The organism is Psychromonas sp. MME1 (assembly GCF_041080865.1).
Classification (GTDB): domain Bacteria; phylum Pseudomonadota; class Gammaproteobacteria; order Enterobacterales; family Psychromonadaceae; genus Psychromonas.
The window spans coordinates 2,747,877-2,771,796 of record NZ_CP160906.1 but is presented as its reverse complement, the minus strand read 5'-3'; the positions used below and the strand labels follow the sequence as shown (position 1 = coordinate 2,771,796).

Below are 23,920 nucleotides of genomic sequence, written 5' to 3'. Positions count from 1 at the left end.
GTCTGCAGGTGAATTTAACTTCACTTCGTGATTGAGGAAAATATGAGTAAACAAAAATTAGTGATTATTGGTAATGGTATGGTAGGTCATCGTTTTATTGAGGATTTTGTCGATAAAGCGGATCTTGATAAATTTCAAATCACTGTTTTTTGTGAAGAGCCTCGCGTTGCCTATGATCGTGTTCATTTATCTTCCTACTTTTCTCACCATACGGCAGAAGAACTTTCTTTGGTAAAAGAGGGTTTTTATGAAAAACACAATATTGAAGTATTGCTTGGTGAACGCGCTTTAATGATTAATCGTGAACAAAAGGTGATTCACTCACAAACTGGTCGTGCGGTTTATTACGATAAATTAGTAATGGCAACGGGATCCTATCCTTGGGTGCCACCGATTAAGGGCAATGATAATAAAGACTGTTTTGTCTACCGTACGATTGAAGATCTAAAGGCGATTGAAACAACGGCGCACCGTAGCAAAAGCGGTGCCGTGGTCGGTGGTGGATTGCTAGGGCTTGAAGCTGCGGGAGCATTAAAAGCACTTGGCGTTGAAACGCATGTTATTGAGTTTGCCCCAGTATTAATGGCTGAGCAGTTAGATGTGCAGGGCGGACAAATGTTACGCCATAAAATAGAGCACATTGGTGTCAATGTACACACCACTAAAAATACGCAAGAGATAGTCAGCTCAGGGCAAACAGCGCGTAATACGATGTGCTTTGCCGATGGCAGTGAGTTAGAAGTTGATTTTATCGTTTTTTCAACGGGTATTCGCCCACAGGATAAATTAGCTAAGCAGTGTGGGTTAGCGACTGCACCTCGCGGTGGGATTAGCATCAATGACCAATGTCAAACCAGTGATGCGGATATTTACGCGATTGGTGAGTGTGCCTCCTGGAATGAAAAATTCTTCGGCTTAGTGGCACCGGGCTATAACATGGCGAAAGTGGCCGTTGATACCCTACTTGGTCGTGACAATGCGTTTACTGGCTCTGATATGAGCGCAAAATTAAAATTATTAGGTGTTGACGTTGGTAGTATCGGCGATGCCAATGGTCGCACGCCAAATTGTAAAAGTTATGTTTACCTTGATGAAAACAGTGCCGTATATAAACGCATTATTGTCTCGGAAGATGGTAAGGCATTATTGGGTGCTGTATTAGTGGGCGATACCGAAAGTTATGGTGATTTACTGCAATATACCCTTAACGATATCGAACTGCCTAAACATCCTGACTCTTTGATTTTACCTGCGCATGCTGGTACTAAATCGGCGGGGTTAGGTGTGGATGCTTTACCTGCGAGCGCACAACTCTGTTCATGTTTTGATGTGAAGAAAAGCGATATTGCTGATGCCGTTGCGGCTGGGCATACAACGATTGGTGCGATTAAAGGAGAAACGGGCGCTGGTACAGGCTGTGGTGGTTGTGTTCCGCTTATTACGCAAGTACTTAATGCGGAGCTAAAAAAGCAGGGAATGGAAGTTAAAAACCATCTTTGTGAGCATTTTGAATACTCTCGCCAAGAGTTATTCCACCTTATCCGTATTGAAGGTATCAAAACCTTTAAAGATTTATTAGCTAAATACGGTAAAGGTTACGGCTGTGAAACTTGTAAACCAACCGTGGGTTCTATCTTAGCGTCATGCTGGGGTGAGCACATACTAACGAAAGAACATAATGGTCTACAAGATACCAATGACATTTTCCTTGGTAACATGCAAAAAGATGGTACTTATTCAGTTATTCCACGTATGGCTGGTGGTGAAGTAACACCAAAAGGCTTAGCTGCTGTTGCCAGTGTTGCTGAGCAATATGCGCTATACACTAAAATCACTGGCGCACAGCGTATTGGTTTATTCGGCGCGCATAAATCAGATCTTCCTGATATTTGGAAACAGCTTTTAGATGCTGGTTTTGAAACAGGTCAAGCCTACGCTAAAGCACTGCGTATGGTAAAAACCTGTGTAGGTAGTACATGGTGTCGTTTTGGTGTGCAAGACAGTGTTGGTTTAGGTGTTGAGTTGGAAAACCGTTATAAGGGATTGCGCACCCCCCATAAAATGAAGTTTGGTGTTTCGGGTTGTACGCGTGAATGTGCTGAAGCACAGGGTAAAGATGTCGGCATTATTGCCACTGATGCGGGGTGGAACCTTTATGTTTGTGGTAATGGAGGTATGAAACCGCAGCATGCATCATTACTTGCCTCTGACTTAGATAAAGAAACATTAATTAAATACCTAGATCGATTCATGATGTTCTATGTGCGTACGGCGGATAAATTAACACGTACCTCGGTGTGGTTACAAAACCTAGAAGGTGGTATTGAATACCTGCAAAAAGTAGTGATTGAAGATAAATTAGGCATTAATGCACAGCTTGAAAAAGAGATGGCTGAATCGATTGATAATTATCATTGTGAATGGGCAACGACGCTAAATGATGAGCAACAACTGAAACGCTTTGCACACTTTATTAATAGTGATCAGCAAGATGATAATGTGGTGTTTACCCCTGAGCGTGGTCAAAAACGCCCTGCATTTTTAGATGAAAAAGCACCTACGTACAAAATTACTTTGGAGGAAGCGTAAATGAGCAAGTGGATTAAAGTCTGTGAATTAGAAACTGTTTTCCCATCAACAGGCGTTTGTGCGTTAGTTGATGGTAAACAAGTGGCTATCTTCCGCCCTTATGATGACGAACAGCTTTTTGCCGTTAATAACATGGATCCATTTGCGCGTTCAAATGTGTTATCTCGAGGTGTGATTTGTGAGCATCAAGAGCAGTTATGGGTTGCTTCACCATTGAAAAAACAACGCTTTAATTTAGCGGATGGTCACTGTTTAGAGAATGCAGATGTTTCTATCGAAACCTATAAAGTGCGTGTTTCTGGCGGCCAAATTGAAGTGCAGCTGTAAAGATTAAATAGCTGAAATGTTTCTTACTTACGCTGTGAATGTGCATTCCTGGAGGTGAGTAGGAAGCCTTTTACTATTTAATTTTAACTTTCACATTAACTTTACTATTAGGTGCTTAACTATGTCTTACAACAAACCTGCTGACTTCGTACAAACCATGATCGATGTTGGTGAAGCCAAATCCAATACCAGCACACGTGATCTGATTTTACGTGGCACAATGGCTGGTATTATTTTATCGCTTGCCGTTGTGGTTGCAATTACTGCTATCACACAAACTGGCAGTGGCCTTGTTGGTGCGCTCGTCTTCCCTGTTGGTTTTTGTATCTTAAGCCTGATGGGTTACGATCTTGTAACGGGGGTTTTTGGTTTAGCGCCGCTGGCTAAATTTGAAAACCGTCCTGGTATTGATTGGCCTCGCGTATTTCGTTGTTGGGGACTCGTAGGTCTAGGTAATTTTATCGGTTCACTGCTTGTTGCTTATTTGATTGCTGTTTCTTTGACGATGAATTTCAGTATTGATACTAACGCGGTAGCGCAAACGTTTATTAAGGTCTCTACAGCGCGGACTGCTGGTTTTGAAAACTTCGGTGTAGATGGTTGGATCACCTGTTTTGTTCGTGCTATTTTTTGTAACTTGATGGTATGTTTAGGTGTCGTGGGTGGCATGACGTCACGTTCAGTGGGGGGGAAAATTGCCGCAATGTGGTTACCTATCTTCATCTTCTTCGTTTTGGTCTTTGAACATACGGTTGTCAACATGTTCTTATTCCCACTGGGCATGATTTTAGGTGCTGATTTTGGTATCGCGACTTGGTTGAACTTCAACCTTATCCCGACTATCTTAGGTAATATTGTTGGTGGTTTATTATTTGCAACGATTCCTCTTTACCTAACACACAAGAAAACAGCTGCACCATTAGATGTTAAGTAAATTTTTAGCGTCTTATTTTAGGTAAAAAATCGTAGATAATAAAAAAGCCTCGTTTTTACACGAGGCTTTTTTGTAAGCAAAATATGAATATACTTATGCTAGATAGAGATTTTATAACAACGCAGATTGGTGCTATTTTTGCCCTACGGGGCGCTAGCGCGAAAACCCGCCCTGCGTTATTAGGAAACTGTTTTACTCATATCTATAAATAACCAGGCCATGTAAGCAATGTAACCCATTAACAATAACCCACCTTCAAAACGGCCTAATACACCCGACTTACCTTTACGAAATCCGATTGAAAACACCATTAAGGCAACGGTTAGAGCGATCATGGTTGGATAGTCGCGAGTTAATACTTCCTGATCAAACGTATCTGGATTAATAAGCCCGGGCAGCGCCATTACCCCAAGAATATTAAAAATATTAGAGCCAATAATATTACCCACAGCAAGGTCAAACTCTTTCTTACGTGCAGCGGCAAGCGTCGCCGCAAGTTCCGGCAAGCTGGTGCCAATTGCGACAATGGTTAAACCAATAATGAGGTCGCTGACGGCGAAGTATTCGGCAACTTCTACTGCACCCCAGACTAGAATACGTGAGGAAGCAATCAGTATCACAATGCCTAATATTAACCACTTTAGTGCTTCGCCTTTACTAACCTGCTCTGGTAATTCATCGATAATTTCCTGTGGCAAGCTATCTTCACCGTGGCTTTTCGCTTCATATACCGTGAATGCTAACATCGCAAACATCATCATCATAAGTATGAGGCCATCCACCACACTGAGGTTTTGATCCCAAAGCAGATACAAGCTAATCAAAATAATGATAAGTAAAACGGGCATTTCTCTTTTGAGTAATTTGGAATGGATTTGTAATGGATAAATGAGTGCCGTGAGTCCAAGCATTAAGCCAATATTGGTAATGTTTGAACCGATCGCGTTACCGATAGAAAGCCCTGTTTTGCCCTGCCATGCCGCAATTGCCGAAACTAACATCTCAGGTGCAGATGTCCCTAAACCAACAATGACAACGCCAACAATTAAGGGTGAGATGGAAAAGCTGCTTGCCGTATTTGAAGCGCCAAGTACAAATTTATCGGCACTCCAAATGAGTAGTGCGAAACCAGCAACAATCGCAAAAGCAGGTAATAATAGCGATATCACAGTATAAAACTCCTTGTGTTTAAGAAAAAAAAACGCCGGACATTTGCATGTACGGCGTTTCTTAAAAAATTAAAATAGTCGGTTATTAACCACGACCTTCAGCAATAGCCGCAACTGCTGCTAATTCAGCGGCATGTTTTTCATACTTTTCTTGACGGTCTTGAACATCCATCAATTCATTAGTAATTAAACCCGCTTCAATTTCTCGTAAAGCAATAACGGTCGCTTTATCGTTTTCTGGCTCAACTAAAGGTGTTTTACCTTGAGTGGCAAGCTGACGCGCGCGACGCGATGCCATTAAGATTAAATCAAAACGGTTACCAACTACATTTACTGCATCTTCAACGGTTACACGTGCCATTGTTGAACTCCAAAAAATATTTACATAAAAAAGGGCGCTTATTATACGGTTTAAAGGCGATTTGATCCAGTACCTTCGTGTTAATAAGCGTTGCATTCATCAGACGGTTATTTATATTGCGTTATCATGAATGCGAATTAATTTTTTTTACTATGATAACAGATAGTTATCAGTAATGTATAAGTGCTTTTGCTATTTTCAAGGTTGATGTTATTAAGGTTTTAATAACTCATCGATGGTTGCGCGATACTTAATAGCCTGCTTTTGTTGTTCATTGCGTAACGATTTTACAATCGCAGAAAACTCAGCAGTTGCCGTTTCAAAATCATCATTAATAATTAGGTAATCATATTCATCGTAATGAGACATCTCAGATTGTGCTTGTTCCATCCGTTTAGCGATGATTTCACTGCTGTCTTGTCCTCGTTTATTTAAACGCGACTCTAGCTCTTTGCGGCTTGGCGGTAAAATGAAAATGCCCTTTGCATTAGGCATCATTTTACGTACTTGACGAGCACCTTGCCAATCGATGTCTAACATCACATCGATGCCTTTTTCGAGTGCCTGTTCAATAGCAACCCGAGATGTGCCGTAATAATTACCGAATACTTCAGCCCATTCAAAAAAGGCATTTTCAGCAATGAGTCGTTGAAACTCTGCTACATCAACAAAATGATAATGCTCTCCATCGATTTCACCGATACGTGGTTGACGCGTAGTATGAGAAATAGAGACCTGTGCACTCCCATCTCTTTTTTTTGCTAATAACGCCTTAATGAGACTAGACTTTCCTGCGCCACTTGGGGCAGATACGATATAAAGCGTGCCGACTTGGGACATAAATAATAATTCCTAACAACATTATTGAGTATAATGCCAATCCGCATAAGCATCTGATCTATCTTGTTGGTCAAAATAATAGATAACAGTGTTACATTCAATCGTAATAGCGAGCTATTACTCAATCATGTGCCTTGCTCTATATCATTTTTCATCAACAAGCTATGACCATAATATTATGCGAATTGGCATAAATCACGTACCTATCTCCAAGCTTACTCATCAGCTGGATTTTTGATAGTCGCGTATTATCTCTTATTTTTTAGTTGTTGTCTTTTTAATCGAGTAAATAAGTGAATTAATATTATTTATTATTGATAAAACTGTGCTTTGTCTTTTAATTAATAACAGGTCTATTATTACAGCGTTTTATAATCTCCCCCAACGACTCGTAATCACATAGACTAAAGGTAATTCGTGATGCAAAAATTAGCCAACATCAGAGGTTTCTGGCCGTACCTATTTGCCATTTTTTTGAATGTTTTTATTGAGTTCGGACATAAGATAGTTATTCAAAATACTATTTTTAAAGCCTTTCACGGTGAACAGCAAATCCTTTTAATGGCTTTGATCAACGGTCTTATCCTCCTCCCATTTATTTTATTATTGTCACCCACGGGGTTTATCTCCGATAGATACCCCAAAAATAGGGTGATGGTCGTCAGTGCTTGGTGCTCCGTGGCATTGAGTCTTGCAATTGCTTTTTGTTATTACCAAGGGCTATTTTGGCAAGCCTTTGTGATTGCTTTTTTACTGGCAGTGCAGTCCGCTTTTTATTCGCCGGCAAAATACGGTTATATTAAACCTTTATTTGGTCGAGAGAATTTGGCGCAAGCTAATGCGTTAGTGCAGTCCGTTTCTATTATTGCCGTGTTGGCGAGCATGCTCATCTTCGCCTCTTTATTTGAATCATTTTATCAACCAGAATCGCTTACCCCAGAACAAATTTTACAATCAATGGCGCCTCTTGCATGGTTATTAGTATGCAACGCATTGTTCGAGTTATGGATGGCTTATCGTTTACCTAATGTGCAAAAGGCGCCATATAAAGAGACCTTTGATTGGAAAAAATACCGAACAGCGGGGTATTTTAAACGTAATGTAGCGATCTTTACTTCGCAGCCGATTATTCATCTGTCGATTATTGGTTTGGCGATGTTCTGGTCGATTACGCAGCTGTTATTAGCTAGCTTTCCCGCTTATGCAAAAGAAAATTTGTCGATTACCAGCGCCTTAGTTATTCAGGCGGTCATTATCACCTCGGGTTTGGGAATGGTTATTGGGTCGTGGATAGCTGGGCGTTATTCAAAAAATCATATTGAAACGGGTTTGGTGCCCCTTGGCGCAATAGGCTTTGCAATGACACTGTGGTTTTTGCCTTTTATGGAGTCGGCTTTTGCTCAAACGGTCTGTTTTTTCTTGGTCGGTATGATGGGTGGACTCTTTATTATTCCTCTCAATGCCTTGATTCAATTTCATGCGAAAAAGAATGAAATGGGAAGGGTGTTAGGGCTGAGTAATTGGGTGCAGGGGATCTGTATGGTGATGGTTATATTGGTCACTGCAGGTTTTGCCTATTATGGTATTGATAGTGCTATTTTATTCACTTTTACTGCGATTTTTGCCCTCGTTGGTAGCCTATATACGATTTATAAATTCCCACAAAGTTTGGCAAGAATTGTGCTCAATTGGTCGATTGCACGTCGCTATAAGGTCTCAATTCAAGGTATGCAACACGTACCCGAACAGGGCGGTGTCTTGCTACTTGGTAATCATGTGAGTTGGATAGATTGGGCAGTGTTGCAAATTGCATGTCCTCGTACGGTGCGCTTTGCCATGGATGAAAAAGTGTTTGCCCGTTGGTATTTAGGTTGGTTTTTTAAGTTGCTTGGCTGTATTCCCGTTAATATGCTTAATATCACGCCGCAATCGTTACTCGATATTGCAAAAGTACTCGACCAAGGTGAGGTCGTGGCTTTGTTTCCCGAGGGGACAATGAGTCGCAATGGGCATCTTGGTGAGTTTAAAAAAGATTTTGAAACCGTATGTAGCCATACTCAGTGCGATATCGTGATTGTGCCTTTTTATATGCGCGGATTATGGGGTAGTAAATTTAGCCACTCTTCTACTAACCTAAAGGAGGTGCGTAGACGCGCGCTGTTTCGGGATTTGGTGATCGCTTTTGGTCAAGAAATGACGAAAGAAAGTAATGCGGAACAGGTTAAACGCTGTGTTTTTGACCTTTCAGTAAAGTCATGGAAAACTCATGCCAACGAGCTGCAGAGCCTTGGTTGTGCATGGATTGATACGGTAAAGCGTCTTGGCAGTCAACGCGCAGTGACAGATAGTACGGGTAAAAAATTATCAGCAAACGTACACTAGTTGGCGCAATTAGCCTCAGTAAGGTGATTCAAAAGGGTAATAAAGGCCAAAATGTTGGGATGTTATTACCTAACAGTGCGGGTGGGGTGATTGCCAATATGGCGACCATTCTGGCGGGTAAAACCATTGTTAATTTGAACTATACGGCAAGTCATGAGGCGTTATTAGATGCCATTGCACAAGCGCAGCTGGCTAAGGTTTATAGTTCCCGCGTTTTTTTGCATAAATTACAACAACGCGGTATCGATTTAACTGCAACATTCGCCGATGTTGACGTTATTTATCTCGAAGATGTCATGAAGGAGATTAGGAAAAGCCAGCAAATTATCCGTTTAATCTTGGTTAAACTGCTGCCCGCTAAGGTATTAAAACAACTTTACGTTAAACATGTAGACAATGAACAGGCAGCCGCAATCTTATTTTCCAGTGGTAGTGAAGGCTCACCTAAGGGGGTCATGCTCAGCCATACTAATATTATGGCTAACTTACAACAAGTTTCCGATGTGCTAAATACGCAAGAGAGTGATGTGATCATGGGCTCTCTACCTCTATTTCATGCCTTTGGGTTAACCGTCACACAGTTTTTACCTTTAATTGAAGGGATTGCCTTAGTGTGCCATGCAGACCCAACCGATGCGCTTGGCATTGGTCAAGCCGTCGCTAAAAATAACGTAACAATTATTTGTGGAACATCGACTTTTTTCCGTTTATATAGCAATAATAAAAAGCTCAGTCCATTGATGTTTGATTCTTTGCGTTTTGTGGTTGCAGGGGCTGAAAAACTCAATACACAGGTTAAAAATGCCTTTGAGAGTAAATTTAATAAAAATATATTAGAGGGATATGGCACCACCGAAACAACGCCCGTTGCCAGTGTTAATTTACCTGACATGCTGGATAAAAAAACCTGGCAAATTCAGGTTGGCACAAAAGAGGGAACCGTGGGGATGCCATTACCAGGAACGAGTTTTAAGATTGTCGATCCCGATACGTTTATTGAGTTACCCACGGGAGGGGAGGGCTTGATCCTAATTGGTGGGGCACAGATCATGTTGGGTTACCTCAATAATCCTGAAAAAACAGAACAGGTAATTAAAGATATTAATGGCGAACGTTGGTATCTCTCGGGTGATAAAGGGCGTTTAGACAGTGATGGATTTTTAACTATACTAGATCGCTACTCTCGCTTTGCTAAACTTGGGGGGGAGATGATTAGTTTGAGTGCGATTGAGCTAGCGGTATTAAAAGATTTCGATGAAGAGGTCGAAGTTGTCGCGGTCGCGATTGCTGATCCGCAAAAAGGAGAAAGTATTATCCTTCTTTATCAAGGCGAATTGGATAGCCGTGAAGTAAGAAAAAGTATGTTAGCGCAGGGCTGTAATCCCTTGATGGTGCCAAAACGTTGGTATCAGGTGGAAGCCATTCCCAAACTCGGATCGGGAAAAACGGATTTTAGCCAATCGAAACGATTGGCTTTAGAGATGATTAACGCAGGTTAAAACGGCTAGGAAAAAAATGGATAAGTTAAATCGTGACATAAAGGAATATTACCAGCAGGATTTTTTGGGGCTGGATTTATCTCAGCAACAGATAGAAGAGGTGATTTTTGAAAATTGCACCTTTACAGAGTGTAATTTTAGCGATGTGATGGTGAAAAGTTGCAAATTTATTGATTGTCGCTTTATCAAAAGTAATTTATCAAATATGAAAATTCTCGCAAGCCGATTTGCCGATGTCTGTTTTCAAGAGAGTAAGGTCATTGGTATTAATTGGGCAAAAGCAGTTTGGCCTAATTATAGCTTAACGACCTCTATCAAGTTTCAGCAGTGCATTATCAATGACAGTTCCTTCTTTGGTCTTACTTTGCAAGAGATGGAAATTCAGGGCTGCAAAGCACATGATGTCGATTTTAGAGAGGGAGATTTTGCCTATGCAAATTTCACTGACAGTGATTTTTCCTATAGCCAGTTTATGCGTACGAATCTCGATGGAGTCGATTTTAGTAATGCGACAAATTATCAGATTGATGTCACGCTAAATAGAGTTAAAGGCGCTAAGTTTAGCCGTTTTGAAGCCTTAGAATTGCTTACTTCATTGGGGATTGAATTAGTCGATTAACAGGACGATATTTCGTCCTGTTAATCGTGCTTTTATTTAGCAATACGTTGCTTTTGTTTGTTTAACTGTTTTTTTGCACGGTTATTGTGTATTTGTTCTGCGGCGTCAGTACCGATATGTGCCTCGCCACGTAGCTTAGCTAAAGCTATCTGTTTTTCACGTTCGCTAAAACGCAGCTTTTGCTGATCACTGAGCTGGCCATAACAGTGCGGACAGGCGATACCCGGTATGTATTTATCGGATTGTTTGTCCGTAGCGCTAATCGGTAACCGGCAACCATGGCATTGGTCGTACTGACCTTTTTCCAGCTGGTGATTGACTGAAACTCGATTATCAAAGACAAAACATTCTCCTTGCCAGAGACTTTCTTCTTGTGGTATCTCTTCTAGGTATTTTAATACCCCGCCCTGTAGATGATAAACTTCGTCAAAGCCTTGCTCTTTTAAGTAGGCCGTTGATTTTTCACAACGAATGCCACCGGTACAAAACATCGCTACTTTTTTATGCTTAGCAGGATCTAAATTGTGTTTGACATAGTCGGGGAATTCACGAAAATTAGTGGTTTTCGGATCCACTGCATTTCTAAATGTGCCGATACTAATTTCATAGTCGTTGCGTGTATCAACCAGTAATACCTCAGGATCGCTGATCAGGGCATTCCAGTCTTTCGCCTGTACATAACTGCCGACCACGCGATTCGGGTCAATTCCTGCAACGCCCATCGTCACAATTTCTTTTTTAAGTTTTACCTTAGTGCGATAGAAAGGATTTTCTTCGCTGAATGACTCTTTACAGCTGATATCGGCAAAGCGTGGGTCTGATTTTAGCCAATTCATTAGCTTATCAACCCCTTCTCGACTGCCTGCGATGGTGCCGTTAATCCCTTCATTGGCAAGTAGTAACGTTCCCTTAATTTGGTTTGCCATCATTATAGCTAAAAGCGGTTGTTGGATTTCTTGATAATTTTCAAGTGCGACAAATCGATACAGTGCACAGACGATGGTATTTGACATGGGACTTCCTTGCAGCTAACTGGAGCGTAAATCCAGTGCGTTATTTTATGTGAATGGCATTATAGTTGAGAAAAAACGGTTACCGCAATGTTAATTTGTTAACAATTTAGCAACTTTGGCGGTGACAAAATAAACAACGCGGAAATAAACTTTACCACGAGTAGAAGGGAACTGCTTTTTGTGAATATTGGTGCTAAATTAAAAGATTAATAGATAAATTATCGAGAGACCATGTCCAACAGTAAATTTGCTTTAATTATGGCGTTGATTGTGGCAGCAACGCCATTTGCTATTGATGCTTACTTACCCGCCATCCCCTACATGGCTGATTTTTTTACTGTAAGTTCAGAGCAAATCGCAACAACGATTAGTTTATATGTATTAGGATTGGCGACAGGGCAGCTAGTTGGTGGTCCGCTTGCAGATAATTATGGTAAGCGTCATTTAATATTGGTTGGCTTACTGCTATTTGCTGCTTGTAGTCTGATCATTGCCCTTACTCATAGCCTCTTAGTGGTACAAGTTAGTCGTGTAATACAGGCTATTGGTGGTGGCTTTGCCATGGTCTGTATTGCCCCCTTGGTGCGTGAGCGAGCGACGGGTAATGAAGCGGCTAAGCTGTTCTCTTTAATCGGTTTGATTATTGTTGTTGCACCGGCTATCGCTCCGAGTGTTGGGGTGCTGCTTATTTATTTATTTGGTTGGCAGAGTATCTTCTTTTTTCTGTTCATTTATGCGCTTTTTGTTGTTTCAATTTCACACTTTAAGCTCGCTAAGGATGCTTCATCAAAGACAGCAAACACATCATTTTTACGTCGTTATCGCTTGGTGGTTGCCAATCGAGAAGGGATGCGTTATTTGGTTGCGCAGGGATGTTCATTTTCTGTGATGCTGGTGTTTGTTACCAATGCTTCTTTTATCTACCAAAAGTACTTTGCCCTGAGTGATGCGCTGTTTGCTCTGCTTTTTAGTGCCAATGTTATTATGATGGCTATTTTTAATCGCTATAATAACTTCCGTTTGAACCATATATCGGCCATGACGCTATTGCAACAGGGTCTTTGGATCCAACTGACTGGGCTCTGTTTATTAGTGTTGATGGTGATATTCAATGCTCCCGTGGCAGCTGTTGCCATTAATATTATTTTCATTATTGGTGCACAAGGCGCTATTTCTGCGAATTCAAATGCTGTTTATATTAGCCATTTCCATGAACATACGGGATCGGCTTCTGCATTGTGTGGCGCGAGTCAATTTTTAATGGCGGCACTCGCTGGTGGATTATCGACCCTATTATATAATGGTACACTCTGGCCAGCTGTTCTGGTGATGCTTGGCCTCTCTTTAATTGCTAACGGTTTACTCTTAACTCGGCCCAATAATAGCGGCAATGAGTAGGTGAACATCATATGTTCGTCGTTGTTTGTATGAGGAAAATTATAAAATGGTAAAAATTTTAACGGAACAGGCATTCCATCATGGTGATACGCCCGTTTACAGTGAGTCGAGTGCGACAACGAGCCAAGCCTTTAAAGTAAAAGAGGGCATTGCCAATGTCCTTTATTCGCCTGCCCATAGTAATCCTTTGGCGCCCGCTGGTTTGCAGGGAGCTGGTGACCTAGTCGGGAAGTGGTTGTACAACGAGCAACCAGATAAGCAAGAAAACCTCCTTAAAAGTAGTATTGAGCTGTTTATGGATTCGAGTTTAGCGCCGAATGCCAGTGTTGGTTTGCATGAACACATTGATACCGAAGAGATTTATTACCTATTAGAAGGGCAGTTATTCATTCAGTTGATAGATAAACAGGGGGTAACCGTTGAGCAAACAATTTATCCCGGTGATACCCATTTAATTCAACCTGGCGAGCATCATTTCGTACAAGCGGGTGAAAATGGCGCTCGATTTATCGTGGTCTCTGCGAAGGTGTCAGAGTAGGTTGCCATCGCTACGGTAATGGCAGCTCGGTCGTGTATTTTAGCTGTTCCATGGCAAAGCTAGAGTTAACATCGGTTAGGCCGCTGACATTATTGACTAACTTTTTGTAAAACTTATCAAAGCTGCCCATGTCGGTGACTAAGACCTTAAGCAGGTAATCGTACTCCCCCGTCATGCGGTAAAATTCTAAAACGGGGGTAAAATCCTTTACCTGTAAGACAAAGTGTTTTAACCAAGCCTCTGAATGTTGCTGGGTTTTTATCTGCACAAAGGCAATCAGTTGTAAGCCCAACTTTTGCGCATCCAATAACGCCACGCGTTGGCGAATAAAACCATCTTTTTCAAGCCGTTTAATGCGATTCCAGCAGGGCGTTGTGGTTATGTTTAACTGCTCAGAAATTTGCTGTAAAGATAAGGACGCATCCTTTTGTAATAAGGTTAAAATTTGTTTGTCTACCTGATCAATAGGCATAGTTACCTCATTATTTTTATATAAAAGATAAATTTTCTTATTATTGTGAATATTAAGGTTAATTTTCTTTCAAAGCAAAAACTAATGATGGTTCAGGAAACTATTTCTACTGCAGTTTGGTTATGGTAGTGATTCTTATAAAAGGATCTTTGCAAATGAATGAACAACGTAACTGGGTCGATCAAGCGATCGCCAAGATTCAAGCTGATTACCAACGCAGTGCTGATACCCATTTAATTAAACTAGATTTAAACCGTTTTCAAGGTATTGATATCTATCTTAAAGATGAAAGCACACATCCAACGGGAAGCCTCAAGCATCGTTTGGCGCGATCGCTGTTCTTATACGCATTATGCAATGGCAATATCAGAGAAAATACCACTATTATTGAGGCTTCATCGGGAAGTACTGCGATTTCCGAAGCCTATTTTGCCCGTTTACTTGGGTTAAAGTTTATTGCTGTGATGGCTAAAAACACCAGTAAAGAAAAAATAGCGCAGATAACAAATTATTCAGGAGAATGTTTTCTGGTTGATTCCACGGAGATGATCTACGCTGAATCGGAACGTTTGGCGAAGCAGATGAATGGTTATTATATGGATCAATTTACCTATGCAGAGCGTGCAACCGATTGGCGTGGCAATAATAATATTGCCGATTCTATTTTTATGCAGATGAAATTAGAGGAGCATCCGATTCCTAAGCATATCGTCATGAGTGCCGGCACAGGGGGAACCAGTGCCACTATTGGGCGTTACATTCGTTATCATCAATTGCCCACAGAATTAACCGTTGTTGACCCACAAGATTCGGTATTTTATGACTATTTTCACGGTGCCGATAAGCAGCTAGTCATCTCCTCATGCAGCCATATCGAAGGTATTGGTCGCCCACGAGTTGAGCCCTCATTTATCTCCTCGGTCATTGATCATATGATTAAAGTCCCGGATGTTGAGTCGGTGGCGACGATGCTCTGGTTAGAAACGGTGTTAGGTCGAAAGGTCGGGCCAAGTACGGGCACTAACATGGTTGGAGTGTTGCAATTAGCAAAACAGATGGCTGCTAAGGGGAAGTCTGGTTCAATTGTGACCTTGTTATGTGATCAGGGGGACCGCTATTTAAATAGTTATTTTGACCCTGACTGGGTGGCAGAAAACATTGGTGATATTCGCCCTTATCAAACACAGTTAATAACTTTCTTTGCTGATTAATGGTAGAAGTCGCGTGCCAAGATTTGTTTAATCTTGTCACGCTGTTTTCACTAAACTATTATTATGGAAATGTCTGAAGTGATATTTTTCTGAGCTGTTATTTCATTCCCATGCAGTTTGCATAGTATGTGACCGTTGCTGGCCAATCACTAAAGACACCAATCACGCCGACTTGTTTTGCTAATACATCGAGTACGACCATGGTGTCGCCATCATTATTAATAGCCTCAGCGACGCTTTGGTAGTACCAACCCCCGCCTTGAGCTAATGGGCCTGAACGCTCAAGCGACCAAGTAATAATATCTAGCCCAGCTTGTTTAGCATATTTCGCATAGTCAGAGGGAACGATATTACCTTGGCTATTTAACGTTAGCAGCGCATAGATGGGCGGTGCTATAATTTTTACGCCAGCTTTAGCAAGCGACTGCATATCTTTAAGTGATGCCTTAAAGTTCTGATCTTCATACATGCGTTCATCTAAATAAACAGCCTGTTTAGCAAAATTGGGATTATTGGCTATCCAATATTTTATGTCATCGAGGTTAAATGATTGCAAATAACTCTCTTCAGCAGTGAAGCCCGCCTCTTTTAACTCCTTCACTAATTTTTGTGCATACATCTCCTGAGTGAAGCCCTCGTAGGGCATATTAACTGAGGCAGATTTCAGTTCTGGTGTGACTTTAACGCCATGTGCTTTGAACAGTGCTGCACTTTCTGCATGCGTCATCAGAGTGCCCGTCGTTGCATAAAGATCGCTTCTCCAACTTGGTGTTCCGCGCATATATTCTTCTACGCTTGTCGCCATCGGGTTGGCGCCATCCATTTTCCCTTTTAATGATTTAAACTCTGCTAAGGTAAAATCGGATGTTCTGCATTCAACTTGTGCCTCTTTCCCTGTCGCTGGATCGGCTGGTGTAAAAGGTACTGTACATTTTTTGGCTAGTTCTGGGTGGGCAAGGACATCCGTTGTGGTATGAAGGTCACTTTGAGAATGGCGACAAACCAGTTCTTTATCTTTAGTGAAAGTAACGTCACATTCGACGATGCCAGCACCACTGCGAATTGCCGCAAGATAGGATTCTTTGGTATGTTCCGGAAACAGTAATGGTGCGCCACGATGCGCAATAGAGAAATCGCTTCGTTGGAAGCGTTCATTACGGCACTGAGATAATTTTGTTTTTAAGGGGCTTGCGACCATAGCATCAATTAAAAACAGAGGACGAACGCCTAAGGATATAGGCTCTTGTGCCCATGTAGAGCTGACACCTAACCCAAGTGTTATTGCGAGCATACCTGTAGCTATTTTTTTCATTTTTATTGTTCCTTTATAAAGATGAATACACGTTTAATGGTTAATACCAATTCCGGTAAGTATGTGATCTAAATTTTGCGCAGGAAAAACAGCTTAATTCAAGGCGTAATTTGCCGTAAATGGTTATTCCCTTTACGAAAATTACAACGCAGCAGTAAGTTGTTTTAACCAGTAAAATAGATCAGCTATTTATCGGAATTGGTATAATCATTAAACGTGACTATAGAGGAAGTATATGACGTTTATATTACCTAAATGACCTATTTGGTGGTGTTTGTTATGGCTAAACGGTAACCTTATATCTTTTCTCGTCCACTCTATTTAGGAAATCGCAAAGTATGAACCATTACCCGCCCGTTGAAGTACCTTTTAATCACCGGCATTGCTGTTGGTTTTGCGGAGAGCCTAATGATACGTGGGTTGATTTTCCAAGATATGCTAGCGAAGAGGGGTTATTAACCCACACTCCTTTATCTCTGCCTAGCTGCAAAGAGTGCGATACTATTGTTAAACGTAGCGCATTCACCTCTTTGTATGCGTATCGAGATGCCATTAAAAAAGCGCTCGCCGTTAAGCATCAAAAAATATTGGCAATTGGTTCAAACTGGACCGAGCAGGAGTTACGCGATTCGGAATTTGAAGGGGCCGCCTTTGCAGGCTTTAAGCGGAGCGCTTGGTTTATGTTTGAACTCATGCAGGGGCGCATTAACTACCCAGGTTGGCCGTTGCGAGTAAACAACGAAACTCTCGTGATTGAAGAGGAGAACGACAGCTTTGTTTTTGATGGGGTAACTTATGTCAATCTTGATAGTGCCGTGACACATGCGGTAAAAACCTTTTACCTTGATGAGCAGCTATTTACCCGCGTATTGAGTGTCATTGGTAAAGATAAGTTTGCTCAAGCAATTAGATTGTGTCGCTTATACCCCATGTTAACGAGCAAAAATCGTGAATCGGTTTTTGTGCAAATCCTAGAAAGTCTGGGTTTATAATTGGTTTTATATTAGGTGCGACAAGGAGCAAGAGAGAATGAGTGAGAGGCTGTTTGTATATGGTACGCTCGCCCCGGGGCGCGAAAATGAGCATCTGCTGGCAAGTGTTTCTGGCGAGTGGCAGGTCGCTACAGTTAGAGGGAAGGTCTTAGATGGTTGGGGGGCATGTGAAGGTTATCCCGTGATTATTTTAGATGATAAACAAAGCCTTGTGCACGGTTTACTTTTTACTTCTTGCGACCTATCTATGCATTGGCAGCGTTTGGATGAGTTTGAGGGGGAAGGTTATGAACGTGTATCTGTCTGTGCTGAGCTTGCTGATGGCTCCCGTGTTGAGGCGTATATTTACGCACTCAGCACTCATATCAAGGTTGCCAACAGTGCAGCTAGTTAGCCTGTTTAATTTGTTGTGATTGTAATGTGTGCAGCACATCGGCTAATGATGAGTGGATATGATGCCCCATAGCGATAAGTTCAGTTGAAGGTGGGATAAGATCTGGCACTTGATAGACTTGCATGCCCGCAGCGACCGCCGCTAGGACTCCGTTATGGGAATCTTCAAAGGCTAAACATTGTTGCGCAGGAACCTGTAAACGCGCTGCCGCGAGTAAAAATATTTCTGGATCAGGTTTACTCTTGGTCACTTCACAACCCGTACTCAAACAATCCACGTAATCAATAAGCCCTGCTAAGGTTAATTTAATCGTTGCGATTTCTTTATCTGAAGAGGTTGCCACTGCAATCGGAATTGACTCGGATTTTAACCACTGCATTAACTCAACAACGCCTTCTTTTATTGGAATGGCTTGCTTTGTAACAATGCCATGATAACGTCGTAGCCATTCGCTACGTAATGCCTGATAATCGAGTTGGCTACCATATCCGCTACAAATAATCTCTTGTACCGTTGTTGCGTTGCAACCAATAACCTTTAAATAAACCTCTTTTAGCATTGGCAGAGAGAGTGCCGAGCAGGCTTCACTGAACGTTTGCATGGAAATGCGTTCCGTATCTAAAAGCAGTCCATCCATATCAAAAATTGCAGCGTGATAGTTCATCATTTTCTCCGAAGTTTAAACTCGTAAAATAGCATAATAATGATTGTGTCGCATTAAAGCGATCTAGTGCAATGAATTGCTAAGCAAGTAAAAGCCCCTACTATTTATCCATGTTAACATTATGTTATAACGTGGTGCGGAGTTGCCCTCTTAACGCAACGCTCAACAAAATCAACAGAATCAGTTTACCAAGGTAGAGAGAATGAGTGTTAAACCATACCAGCTTGTTAATCGTCAACGTTATGAGCTAGCAGCCGATACGACAATGATAAGCCGATTGAGTCAAGATGAGGTGATTAGTGAAGAGCCGCTCAATATTGTACTACACTGGTGTTGTCAAAAGACTGGAGAGCGGCTTGAGAAACCCTTAATGGTTACCATGAGGACACCTGGTAACGATGCTTTTTTAGTCACAGGATTGCTATTATCCTATGCGATTATTGAGACCGCTGAGCAAATAGAATCGATAACGGTTAGTGAAAAAAATCAATGCGATATTGCATTGATTAATGCCGTTAGCTTTGAGTGGAAAAAATTCACCCGTCACTTTATTAGTCATTCGGGGTGCGGTATTTGTGGTAGTAATAATATCAAGGCATTAGCCCATGCTTTTAATGTGCTCATTGATGAGCATAAAGCGTGGCTACCTTTAACGACACTACTAAGCTTACCGGCGCAGTTAAAGCAAAGGCAGCCTATTTTTGCGAAAACCGGTGGCGTTCATGGCGCGGGGATATTCACCCTGCAGGGCTGTTTATCAGTGCAAGAGGATGTCGGGCGACATAATGCGGTTGATAAAGCCATAGGGGAAGTTTTGACGACTGGCTCGTTAACCAAGCAAAGCGTATTGATGCTGAGTGGGCGAGTGAGTTTTGAATTAATGCAAAAAGCGATTGCGGCAAAAATTCCGGTCGTGGTGGCGATAGGTTCGCCTTCAAGTTTGGCGATTGCAGCAGCAAAACAATTTAATATCACCTTAATTGGATTTGTCAGTGAAAATCACTGCAATGTTTACCATGGTGATTTTCGTATAGTAAAGGTAGGTGCTAATGAGCGTTAAAAAATATACAGGGGCCGCTGGTGGTTGGGGCTCTCTTGCAAGTACAGCGAAACATTTGCTGAAAAGTCAAAATGTTGCTAAAAATATTAAAAACCTGTTGAATGCCAACCAAGACCATGGATTTGATTGTCCGGGATGCGCATGGGGGGAAGAACAAAAAAGCGACCTTTTCCGTTTCTGTGAAAATGGCGCTAAAGCCGTAAATTGGGAAGCTACCTCACGTCGTGTTGATGGCGACTTTTTTGCTCAGCATAGTGTCAAGGCGTTGCGTAAGCAGAGTGATTATTATCTTGAAGAGCAGGGTAGACTGTCGCAACCCGTCTGTTATGACGCGCAGCAAGATAAATATCTCCCCATTACTTGGGATGCCGCTTTTGCATTAATTGCACAACACTTACATCGCTTAGATCACCCCAATCAAGCGGAGTTTTATACCTCGGGACGAGCAAGCAATGAGGCAGCCTTTTTATATCAATTATTTGTGCGAAAATTTGGTACCAATAACTTCCCTGATTGCTCCAACATGTGCCATGAGGCGAGTGGTTATGCACTAAAGGCCGCTATCGGAGTAGGTAAAGGGACTGTTACCATGGAAGATTTTGACCATGCCGATGCGATATTTGTATTTGGTCAAAACCCCGGTACAAATCATCCGCGTATGTTACATACCTTAAGTCATGCGGTGCAACGTGGTGCAAAGATCGTCACATTTAACACCTTAAAAGAGCGAGGTCTAGAACGCTTTGCTAATCCACAATCTCCTGCGCATATGGTGTTGGGCGGTGAGTTGAAATTAACTAGCCGCTATTTTACGCCTAATTTAGGTGGGGATATGGCGGCAGTGCGTGGCATGGTGAAGATATTGTTAGCGCGTCACGAAGAAGCATTGCTAAGTGGTCAACAAGTGTTTGATGTTGATTTTATTGCTCAACAGTGCAGTGGGTTAGATGAGTATTTAGCGCAGGTTAAAGCGACACCGTGGTCATTAATTACCGAACAATCTGGATTATCGCAAGCGCAGATAAGTAGTGCCGCAGATATTTATCAACAGGCTGAACGGGTTATTATTACTTGGGCGATGGGGATCACGCAGCATAAGCACTCCGTTGCCACTATCCATGAACTAACCAATTTGCAGCTATTGTTTGGGCAAATTGGTAAGACAGGTGCTGGGCTATGTCCTGTGCGAGGGCACTCTAATGTGCAGGGGGATCGCACCATGGGGATTGATGAAAAACCCCATGCAGCATTGTTAGAGAGTATCGCAAAAACCTTTAATTTCACCCCGTCCGCTGAGGTTGGTCATAATGCTGTACAAGCTGTTGAAGCGATGTTAAGAGGCGAGAGTAAAGTATTCGTTGCTCTCGGTGGCAATTTTGTCGCGGCAATGCCCGACTCGCAATACATACAACAGGCATTAAGTAGTTGTGAGTTAACGGTTAATATCGCGACCAAATTAAATCGGACGCATCTCTATCCCGGTAAATGTGCACTGATTTTACCTTGCCTTGGACGAACCGATATCGACATGCAAAATGGAAAATCACAAAAAGTGACTGTGGAAGACTCTTTTTCTATGGTGCATGCATCGCAGGGGGTAGTTGCAAGCGATATTAGAGAAATGCGTTCTGAGCCAGCGATTATTGCCGGTATCGCTCAAGCGACCTTAGGTAATGAACCGATAGCGTGGCTTGATATAGTAAAAGATTACGATCAAATTCGTGATTTAATTAGCCAAACAATTCCCGGATTTACAGATATGAACCAACGTTTGCAAGCACCGGGGGGATTTTACTTGGGGAATGCTGCCGCCCAATTACGTTGGGCGACTAGCGATCAAAAAGCACAACTTCATAGTTATCCTTTACCCGAAGCGATTATATCGGCATCACAGCGAGCTTTAACTCAAAACCGTATTTTTGTATTGCAAACGTTACGTTCTCACATCAATACAATACAACGGTCTATGGTTTTGAGGATAGATATCGCGGTATAAGTGGCGATAGAAATATTATTATGCTTAATAGCGATGATATTAGCGCATTACAGTTGTCGGCAGGTGATAAGGTTGATATAGAAGCATTATGGCCAGATGATATTATTCGCAAAGTGAGTAATTTCACGGTGGTTGAATACGCCATCCCTAGTGGTAATGCAGCCGCCTATTTTCCAGAGGCTAACCCCCTCGTTGCGTTAGCTAATTATGGTGATTTTAGTTTTACGCCAAGCTCAAAATCGATTGCCATTGTTATTACGCCAGCTGCAAAACAGCAACGCATATTATAGTGCTATCTATTGGGAGCTATTGCTTGGTTAAATAATATTATTTAACCAAGCTTTTTCTAGTTCATTGACTTGCAGCGGGCGGGAGTAGTAATAGCCTTGAATATCAACGATACCGCATTTATTGGTTGTTTTAAGTTCATCTAACGTTTCGACACCTTCAGCTATCACTGATAAGTTAAAGTTATTCGCTAAGCTGACAATGGTTTGTACTATTTTTTGGTTATCTAGATTGTGGTGTAGTTCACTGATAAATACGCGGTCAACTTTGATTATATCGACGGGTAAGTAGGGTAAATAGGAGAGATTAGAATATCCAGTACCAAAGTCATCGATACTAATCAGTACACCCTTGCTTCGAATCGCTTTTAGCTGGGCTATCACCTCTTCCATATCACCCATTAAAACACTTTCAGTGAGCTCTATTTGCACCAGATTCCTGGGATTTGATAGTTATGTAAATGTTTTATAAGGGTGTCAGCAAATTCTGGTTGGTGTAATTGTATTGCCGATATGTTAATCGCAATAGGTGGGCATTCTATATTATTATCAATCCAATAACGCATTTGTTGCAGTGCAGTGGTGATAACCCAATTACCTAATTCAACAATGAAACCATTTTTTTCGGCTATTGGAATAAAATCATAGGGAGAGATAAGTTTATCATCTAATTTCCAGCGCAACAGCGCTTCAACGCCAATCAATTTTTTATCTGTCGAATCGACCTTGGGTTGATAGGTAAGATGAAACTGATTTTTTTCTATGCCTTGATTCAGTTGATTGGATAATTTCATTTTATAGAGTAATTGTTCGGCAAACTCCGGCATAAAATGGACATAGCCTTTGCTATGGCTGACTTTGCTCTGATACATTGCTAAATCTGCATGTTGTAACAGTTTTTGTACATCTCGCCCATCCTGTGGCCCAACTGCAACCCCAAAACTTGCCGTAACGCGGTGCTTTATTTCATTGAGTATTATTGGCGCTATTAACAGCTCTAGCAATCGCACTTTTAAGTTAGCTAACGAGTTTTCAAATTTAGCATAGTTATGTGCTATCGCAAATTCATCACCGCTCAAACGGGCAATGATGGTGTTATCATTGACTAATGACTTTAAACGACTCGCAATTTGTATTAATGTTTTATCACCACTATGGTGTCCAAGGCTATCGTTAATGTTTTTAAAGTTATTGAGATTAAATAAGATAATCGCGACGGTGCAGTTGTTTAAGCTCAGTAGTTTATTAAACTGTTGATTAAAGCCATTACGATTAGGTAAACCGGTCAATTCATCGTGATAGACAATATGCACCATTTTTAGCTCGGCTAGTTTGCGGGCCGTAATATCTCTGGCGATACCAGCTGTGCCAACCACATTATTATTTTTATCTATGAGTGGTACTTTTAATGTTTCCGACCAACCCAGCGAACCATCCGGCTTATTTATTTGCTCTTCAATATGATGTATTTTTCTCTCTCTTTGTACTCTCATATCCTCTTCGAAGTAGCTCTGTGCTAATTCATTATCGCAGGGCAGATCAAAATCTGTTTTTCCAATAAAATGATCTTTGGGGAGGGAAAATGTTTTTTTGAATTGGCTGTTTACAAATAGAAACCGTGATTCTCTGTCTTTGACCCAAATTAAATCAGGTAAGCTATCAACTAATTCTTGTATATGTTCATGGGCCAGCTTGAGGCGGCAATATTTCCGCTCGATAATAATTAAACGCAGCGCAGTAATAATTAATAAAGCCAGCAAAATAATAGAGAGTAAAGACATCGTGATTACCGTGAAGAGGCTTAAATACAATATGAAAGATTATAAATCGATTAACTGTAAATAGACATCAGCTAGTAATGGA

Annotated in this window: 19 protein-coding genes and 2 pseudogenes; 13 read left to right on the top strand and 8 right to left on the bottom strand. The window is 41.5% G+C overall.

Annotated features, from left to right (window positions below; genetic code table 11):
- The first annotated feature begins 42 nt into the window (after positions 1–42).
- The 3 genes from nirB (at position 43) to AB2N10_RS12720 (ending at position 3,850) form a co-directional block, all read left to right on the top strand.
- A complete protein-coding gene (gene nirB, locus AB2N10_RS12730; protein ID WP_354622749.1) occupies positions 43–2,589 on the top strand; it encodes a nitrite reductase large subunit NirB in 2,547 nt (848 codons plus the stop codon).
- Positions 2,590–2,916, top strand: a complete 327-nt coding sequence (nirD, locus tag AB2N10_RS12725) for a nitrite reductase small subunit NirD (protein ID WP_354622748.1) — start codon at positions 2,590–2,592, stop codon at positions 2,914–2,916.
- Between the two features lie 121 nt (positions 2,917–3,037).
- Positions 3,038–3,850, top strand: a complete 813-nt coding sequence (locus AB2N10_RS12720; protein WP_354622747.1) for a formate/nitrite transporter family protein — start codon at positions 3,038–3,040, stop codon at positions 3,848–3,850.
- A gap of 179 nt (positions 3,851–4,029) precedes the next feature.
- On the opposite strand, the gene AB2N10_RS12715 is transcribed toward AB2N10_RS12720, so the two are convergent.
- The 3 genes from AB2N10_RS12715 to gmk form a co-directional block, all read right to left on the bottom strand.
- Positions 4,030–5,019: a calcium/sodium antiporter gene (locus tag AB2N10_RS12715; RefSeq protein WP_354622746.1), complete on the bottom strand. Its 990-nt coding sequence runs from the start codon at positions 5,017–5,019 to the stop codon at positions 4,030–4,032.
- A gap of 85 nt (positions 5,020–5,104) precedes the next feature.
- The gene (rpoZ, locus tag AB2N10_RS12710; protein WP_354622745.1) at positions 5,105–5,380 is read right to left on the bottom strand and encodes a DNA-directed RNA polymerase subunit omega; all 276 of its coding nucleotides are present in this window, start codon (positions 5,378–5,380) and stop codon (positions 5,105–5,107) included.
- Between the two features lie 213 nt (positions 5,381–5,593).
- Positions 5,594–6,220 carry a guanylate kinase gene (gmk, locus tag AB2N10_RS12705; RefSeq protein ID WP_354622744.1) on the bottom strand — a complete coding sequence of 209 codons (627 nt, stop codon included), beginning with the start codon at positions 6,218–6,220 and terminating at the stop codon, positions 5,594–5,596.
- Positions 6,221–6,640: 420 nt separating this feature from the next.
- On the opposite strand from gmk, the gene AB2N10_RS12700 reads away from it, so the two are divergent.
- The 3 genes from AB2N10_RS12700 to AB2N10_RS12690 are packed head-to-tail and all read left to right on the top strand — an operon-like array spanning position 6,641 to position 10,720.
- Positions 6,641–8,602: an MFS transporter gene (locus AB2N10_RS12700; protein WP_369433931.1), complete on the top strand. Its 1,962-nt coding sequence runs from the start codon at positions 6,641–6,643 to the stop codon at positions 8,600–8,602.
- Between the two features lie 59 nt (positions 8,603–8,661).
- Positions 8,662–10,101, top strand: a complete 1,440-nt coding sequence (locus tag AB2N10_RS12695; protein ID WP_369433930.1) for an AMP-binding protein — start codon at positions 8,662–8,664, stop codon at positions 10,099–10,101.
- A 16-nt stretch (positions 10,102–10,117) separates the two neighbouring features.
- On the top strand, positions 10,118–10,720 hold the full coding sequence (locus AB2N10_RS12690; protein WP_369433929.1) for a pentapeptide repeat-containing protein: 603 nt from the start codon (positions 10,118–10,120) through the stop codon (positions 10,718–10,720).
- 32 nt (positions 10,721–10,752) lie between these two features.
- On the opposite strand, the gene AB2N10_RS12685 is transcribed toward AB2N10_RS12690, so the two are convergent.
- Positions 10,753–11,733: a rhodanese-related sulfurtransferase gene (locus AB2N10_RS12685; RefSeq protein ID WP_354622739.1), complete on the bottom strand. Its 981-nt coding sequence runs from the start codon at positions 11,731–11,733 to the stop codon at positions 10,753–10,755.
- A gap of 231 nt (positions 11,734–11,964) precedes the next feature.
- Here AB2N10_RS12685 and AB2N10_RS12680 point away from each other — a divergent pair, with 231 nt between their 5' ends.
- Both AB2N10_RS12680 and AB2N10_RS12675 read left to right on the top strand, forming a co-directional pair.
- Complete coding sequence (locus AB2N10_RS12680; protein WP_369433928.1) at positions 11,965–13,131, top strand: multidrug effflux MFS transporter; 1,167 nt, start codon at positions 11,965–11,967, stop codon at positions 13,129–13,131.
- Between the two features lie 46 nt (positions 13,132–13,177).
- A complete protein-coding gene (locus tag AB2N10_RS12675; protein ID WP_354622737.1) occupies positions 13,178–13,669 on the top strand; it encodes a cupin domain-containing protein in 492 nt (163 codons plus the stop codon).
- A gap of 10 nt (positions 13,670–13,679) precedes the next feature.
- Here AB2N10_RS12675 and AB2N10_RS12670 read toward each other — a convergent pair whose 3' ends face one another.
- Positions 13,680–14,141 (bottom strand): Lrp/AsnC family transcriptional regulator, encoded by a 462-nt coding sequence (locus AB2N10_RS12670; RefSeq protein WP_354622736.1) that lies wholly within the window; start codon positions 14,139–14,141, stop codon positions 13,680–13,682.
- A gap of 155 nt (positions 14,142–14,296) precedes the next feature.
- On the opposite strand from AB2N10_RS12670, the gene AB2N10_RS12665 reads away from it, so the two are divergent.
- A complete protein-coding gene (locus AB2N10_RS12665) occupies positions 14,297–15,352 on the top strand; it encodes a PLP-dependent cysteine synthase family protein (RefSeq protein ID WP_369433927.1) in 1,056 nt (351 codons plus the stop codon).
- Positions 15,353–15,449: 97 nt separating this feature from the next.
- On the opposite strand, the gene AB2N10_RS12660 is transcribed toward AB2N10_RS12665, so the two are convergent.
- Complete coding sequence (locus AB2N10_RS12660) at positions 15,450–16,643, bottom strand: glycerophosphodiester phosphodiesterase family protein (protein WP_354623462.1); 1,194 nt, start codon at positions 16,641–16,643, stop codon at positions 15,450–15,452.
- Between the two features lie 359 nt (positions 16,644–17,002).
- Here AB2N10_RS12660 and AB2N10_RS12655 point away from each other — a divergent pair, with 359 nt between their 5' ends.
- The gene (locus tag AB2N10_RS12655; protein WP_354622735.1) at positions 17,003–17,656 is read left to right on the top strand and encodes a hypothetical protein; all 654 of its coding nucleotides are present in this window, start codon (positions 17,003–17,005) and stop codon (positions 17,654–17,656) included.
- 37 nt (positions 17,657–17,693) lie between these two features.
- Positions 17,694–18,050, top strand: a complete 357-nt coding sequence (locus tag AB2N10_RS12650) for a gamma-glutamylcyclotransferase family protein (RefSeq protein ID WP_354622734.1) — start codon at positions 17,694–17,696, stop codon at positions 18,048–18,050.
- On the opposite strand, the gene AB2N10_RS12645 is transcribed toward AB2N10_RS12650, so the two are convergent.
- Positions 18,043–18,717 carry an HAD family hydrolase gene (locus tag AB2N10_RS12645; protein WP_369433926.1) on the bottom strand — a complete coding sequence of 225 codons (675 nt, stop codon included), beginning with the start codon at positions 18,715–18,717 and terminating at the stop codon, positions 18,043–18,045. The two genes, AB2N10_RS12650 and AB2N10_RS12645, sit on opposite strands and share 8 nt — an antisense overlap.
- A gap of 199 nt (positions 18,718–18,916) precedes the next feature.
- On the opposite strand from AB2N10_RS12645, the gene fdhD reads away from it, so the two are divergent.
- The gene (gene fdhD / locus AB2N10_RS12640; protein ID WP_354622732.1) at positions 18,917–19,774 is read left to right on the top strand and encodes a formate dehydrogenase accessory sulfurtransferase FdhD; all 858 of its coding nucleotides are present in this window, start codon (positions 18,917–18,919) and stop codon (positions 19,772–19,774) included.
- Positions 19,764–22,060, top strand: a pseudogene (locus AB2N10_RS12635) (FdhF/YdeP family oxidoreductase). Before fdhD ends, AB2N10_RS12635 begins: the two are co-directional and overlap by 11 nt.
- Positions 22,061–22,087: 27 nt before the next feature.
- On the opposite strand, the pseudogene AB2N10_RS12630 reads toward AB2N10_RS12635, so the two are convergent.
- Positions 22,088–23,838 (bottom strand): annotated as a pseudogene (locus AB2N10_RS12630) (EAL domain-containing protein).
- Positions 23,839–23,920 lie beyond the last annotated feature (82 nt).

What these genes read in the sequence shown, in the direction of transcription:
- nirB (WP_354622749.1), top strand. Translation starts at nt 43, where the DNA reads ATGAGTAAACAAAAATTAGTGATTATTGGTAATGGTATGGTAGGTCAT.
- nirD (WP_354622748.1), top strand. Translation starts at nt 2,590, where the DNA reads ATGAGCAAGTGGATTAAAGTCTGTGAATTAGAAACTGTTTTCCCATCA.
- AB2N10_RS12720 (WP_354622747.1), top strand. Translation starts at nt 3,038, where the DNA reads ATGTCTTACAACAAACCTGCTGACTTCGTACAAACCATGATCGATGTT.
- rpoZ (WP_354622745.1), bottom strand. Translation starts at nt 5,380, where the DNA reads ATGGCACGTGTAACCGTTGAAGATGCAGTAAATGTAGTTGGTAACCGT.
- gmk (WP_354622744.1), bottom strand. Translation starts at nt 6,220, where the DNA reads ATGTCCCAAGTCGGCACGCTTTATATCGTATCTGCCCCAAGTGGCGCA.
- AB2N10_RS12700 (WP_369433931.1), top strand. Translation starts at nt 6,641, where the DNA reads ATGCAAAAATTAGCCAACATCAGAGGTTTCTGGCCGTACCTATTTGCC.
- AB2N10_RS12695 (WP_369433930.1), top strand. Translation starts at nt 8,662, where the DNA reads ATGTTATTACCTAACAGTGCGGGTGGGGTGATTGCCAATATGGCGACC.
- AB2N10_RS12690 (WP_369433929.1), top strand. Translation starts at nt 10,118, where the DNA reads ATGGATAAGTTAAATCGTGACATAAAGGAATATTACCAGCAGGATTTT.
- AB2N10_RS12685 (WP_354622739.1), bottom strand. Translation starts at nt 11,733, where the DNA reads ATGTCAAATACCATCGTCTGTGCACTGTATCGATTTGTCGCACTTGAA.
- AB2N10_RS12680 (WP_369433928.1), top strand. Translation starts at nt 11,965, where the DNA reads ATGTCCAACAGTAAATTTGCTTTAATTATGGCGTTGATTGTGGCAGCA.
- AB2N10_RS12675 (WP_354622737.1), top strand. Translation starts at nt 13,178, where the DNA reads ATGGTAAAAATTTTAACGGAACAGGCATTCCATCATGGTGATACGCCC.
- AB2N10_RS12670 (WP_354622736.1), bottom strand. Translation starts at nt 14,141, where the DNA reads ATGCCTATTGATCAGGTAGACAAACAAATTTTAACCTTATTACAAAAG.
- AB2N10_RS12665 (WP_369433927.1), top strand. Translation starts at nt 14,297, where the DNA reads ATGAATGAACAACGTAACTGGGTCGATCAAGCGATCGCCAAGATTCAA.
- AB2N10_RS12660 (WP_354623462.1), bottom strand. Translation starts at nt 16,643, where the DNA reads ATGCTCGCAATAACACTTGGGTTAGGTGTCAGCTCTACATGGGCACAA.
- AB2N10_RS12655 (WP_354622735.1), top strand. Translation starts at nt 17,003, where the DNA reads ATGAACCATTACCCGCCCGTTGAAGTACCTTTTAATCACCGGCATTGC.
- AB2N10_RS12650 (WP_354622734.1), top strand. Translation starts at nt 17,694, where the DNA reads ATGAGTGAGAGGCTGTTTGTATATGGTACGCTCGCCCCGGGGCGCGAA.
- AB2N10_RS12645 (WP_369433926.1), bottom strand. Translation starts at nt 18,717, where the DNA reads ATGATGAACTATCACGCTGCAATTTTTGATATGGATGGACTGCTTTTA.
- fdhD (WP_354622732.1), top strand. Translation starts at nt 18,917, where the DNA reads ATGAGTGTTAAACCATACCAGCTTGTTAATCGTCAACGTTATGAGCTA.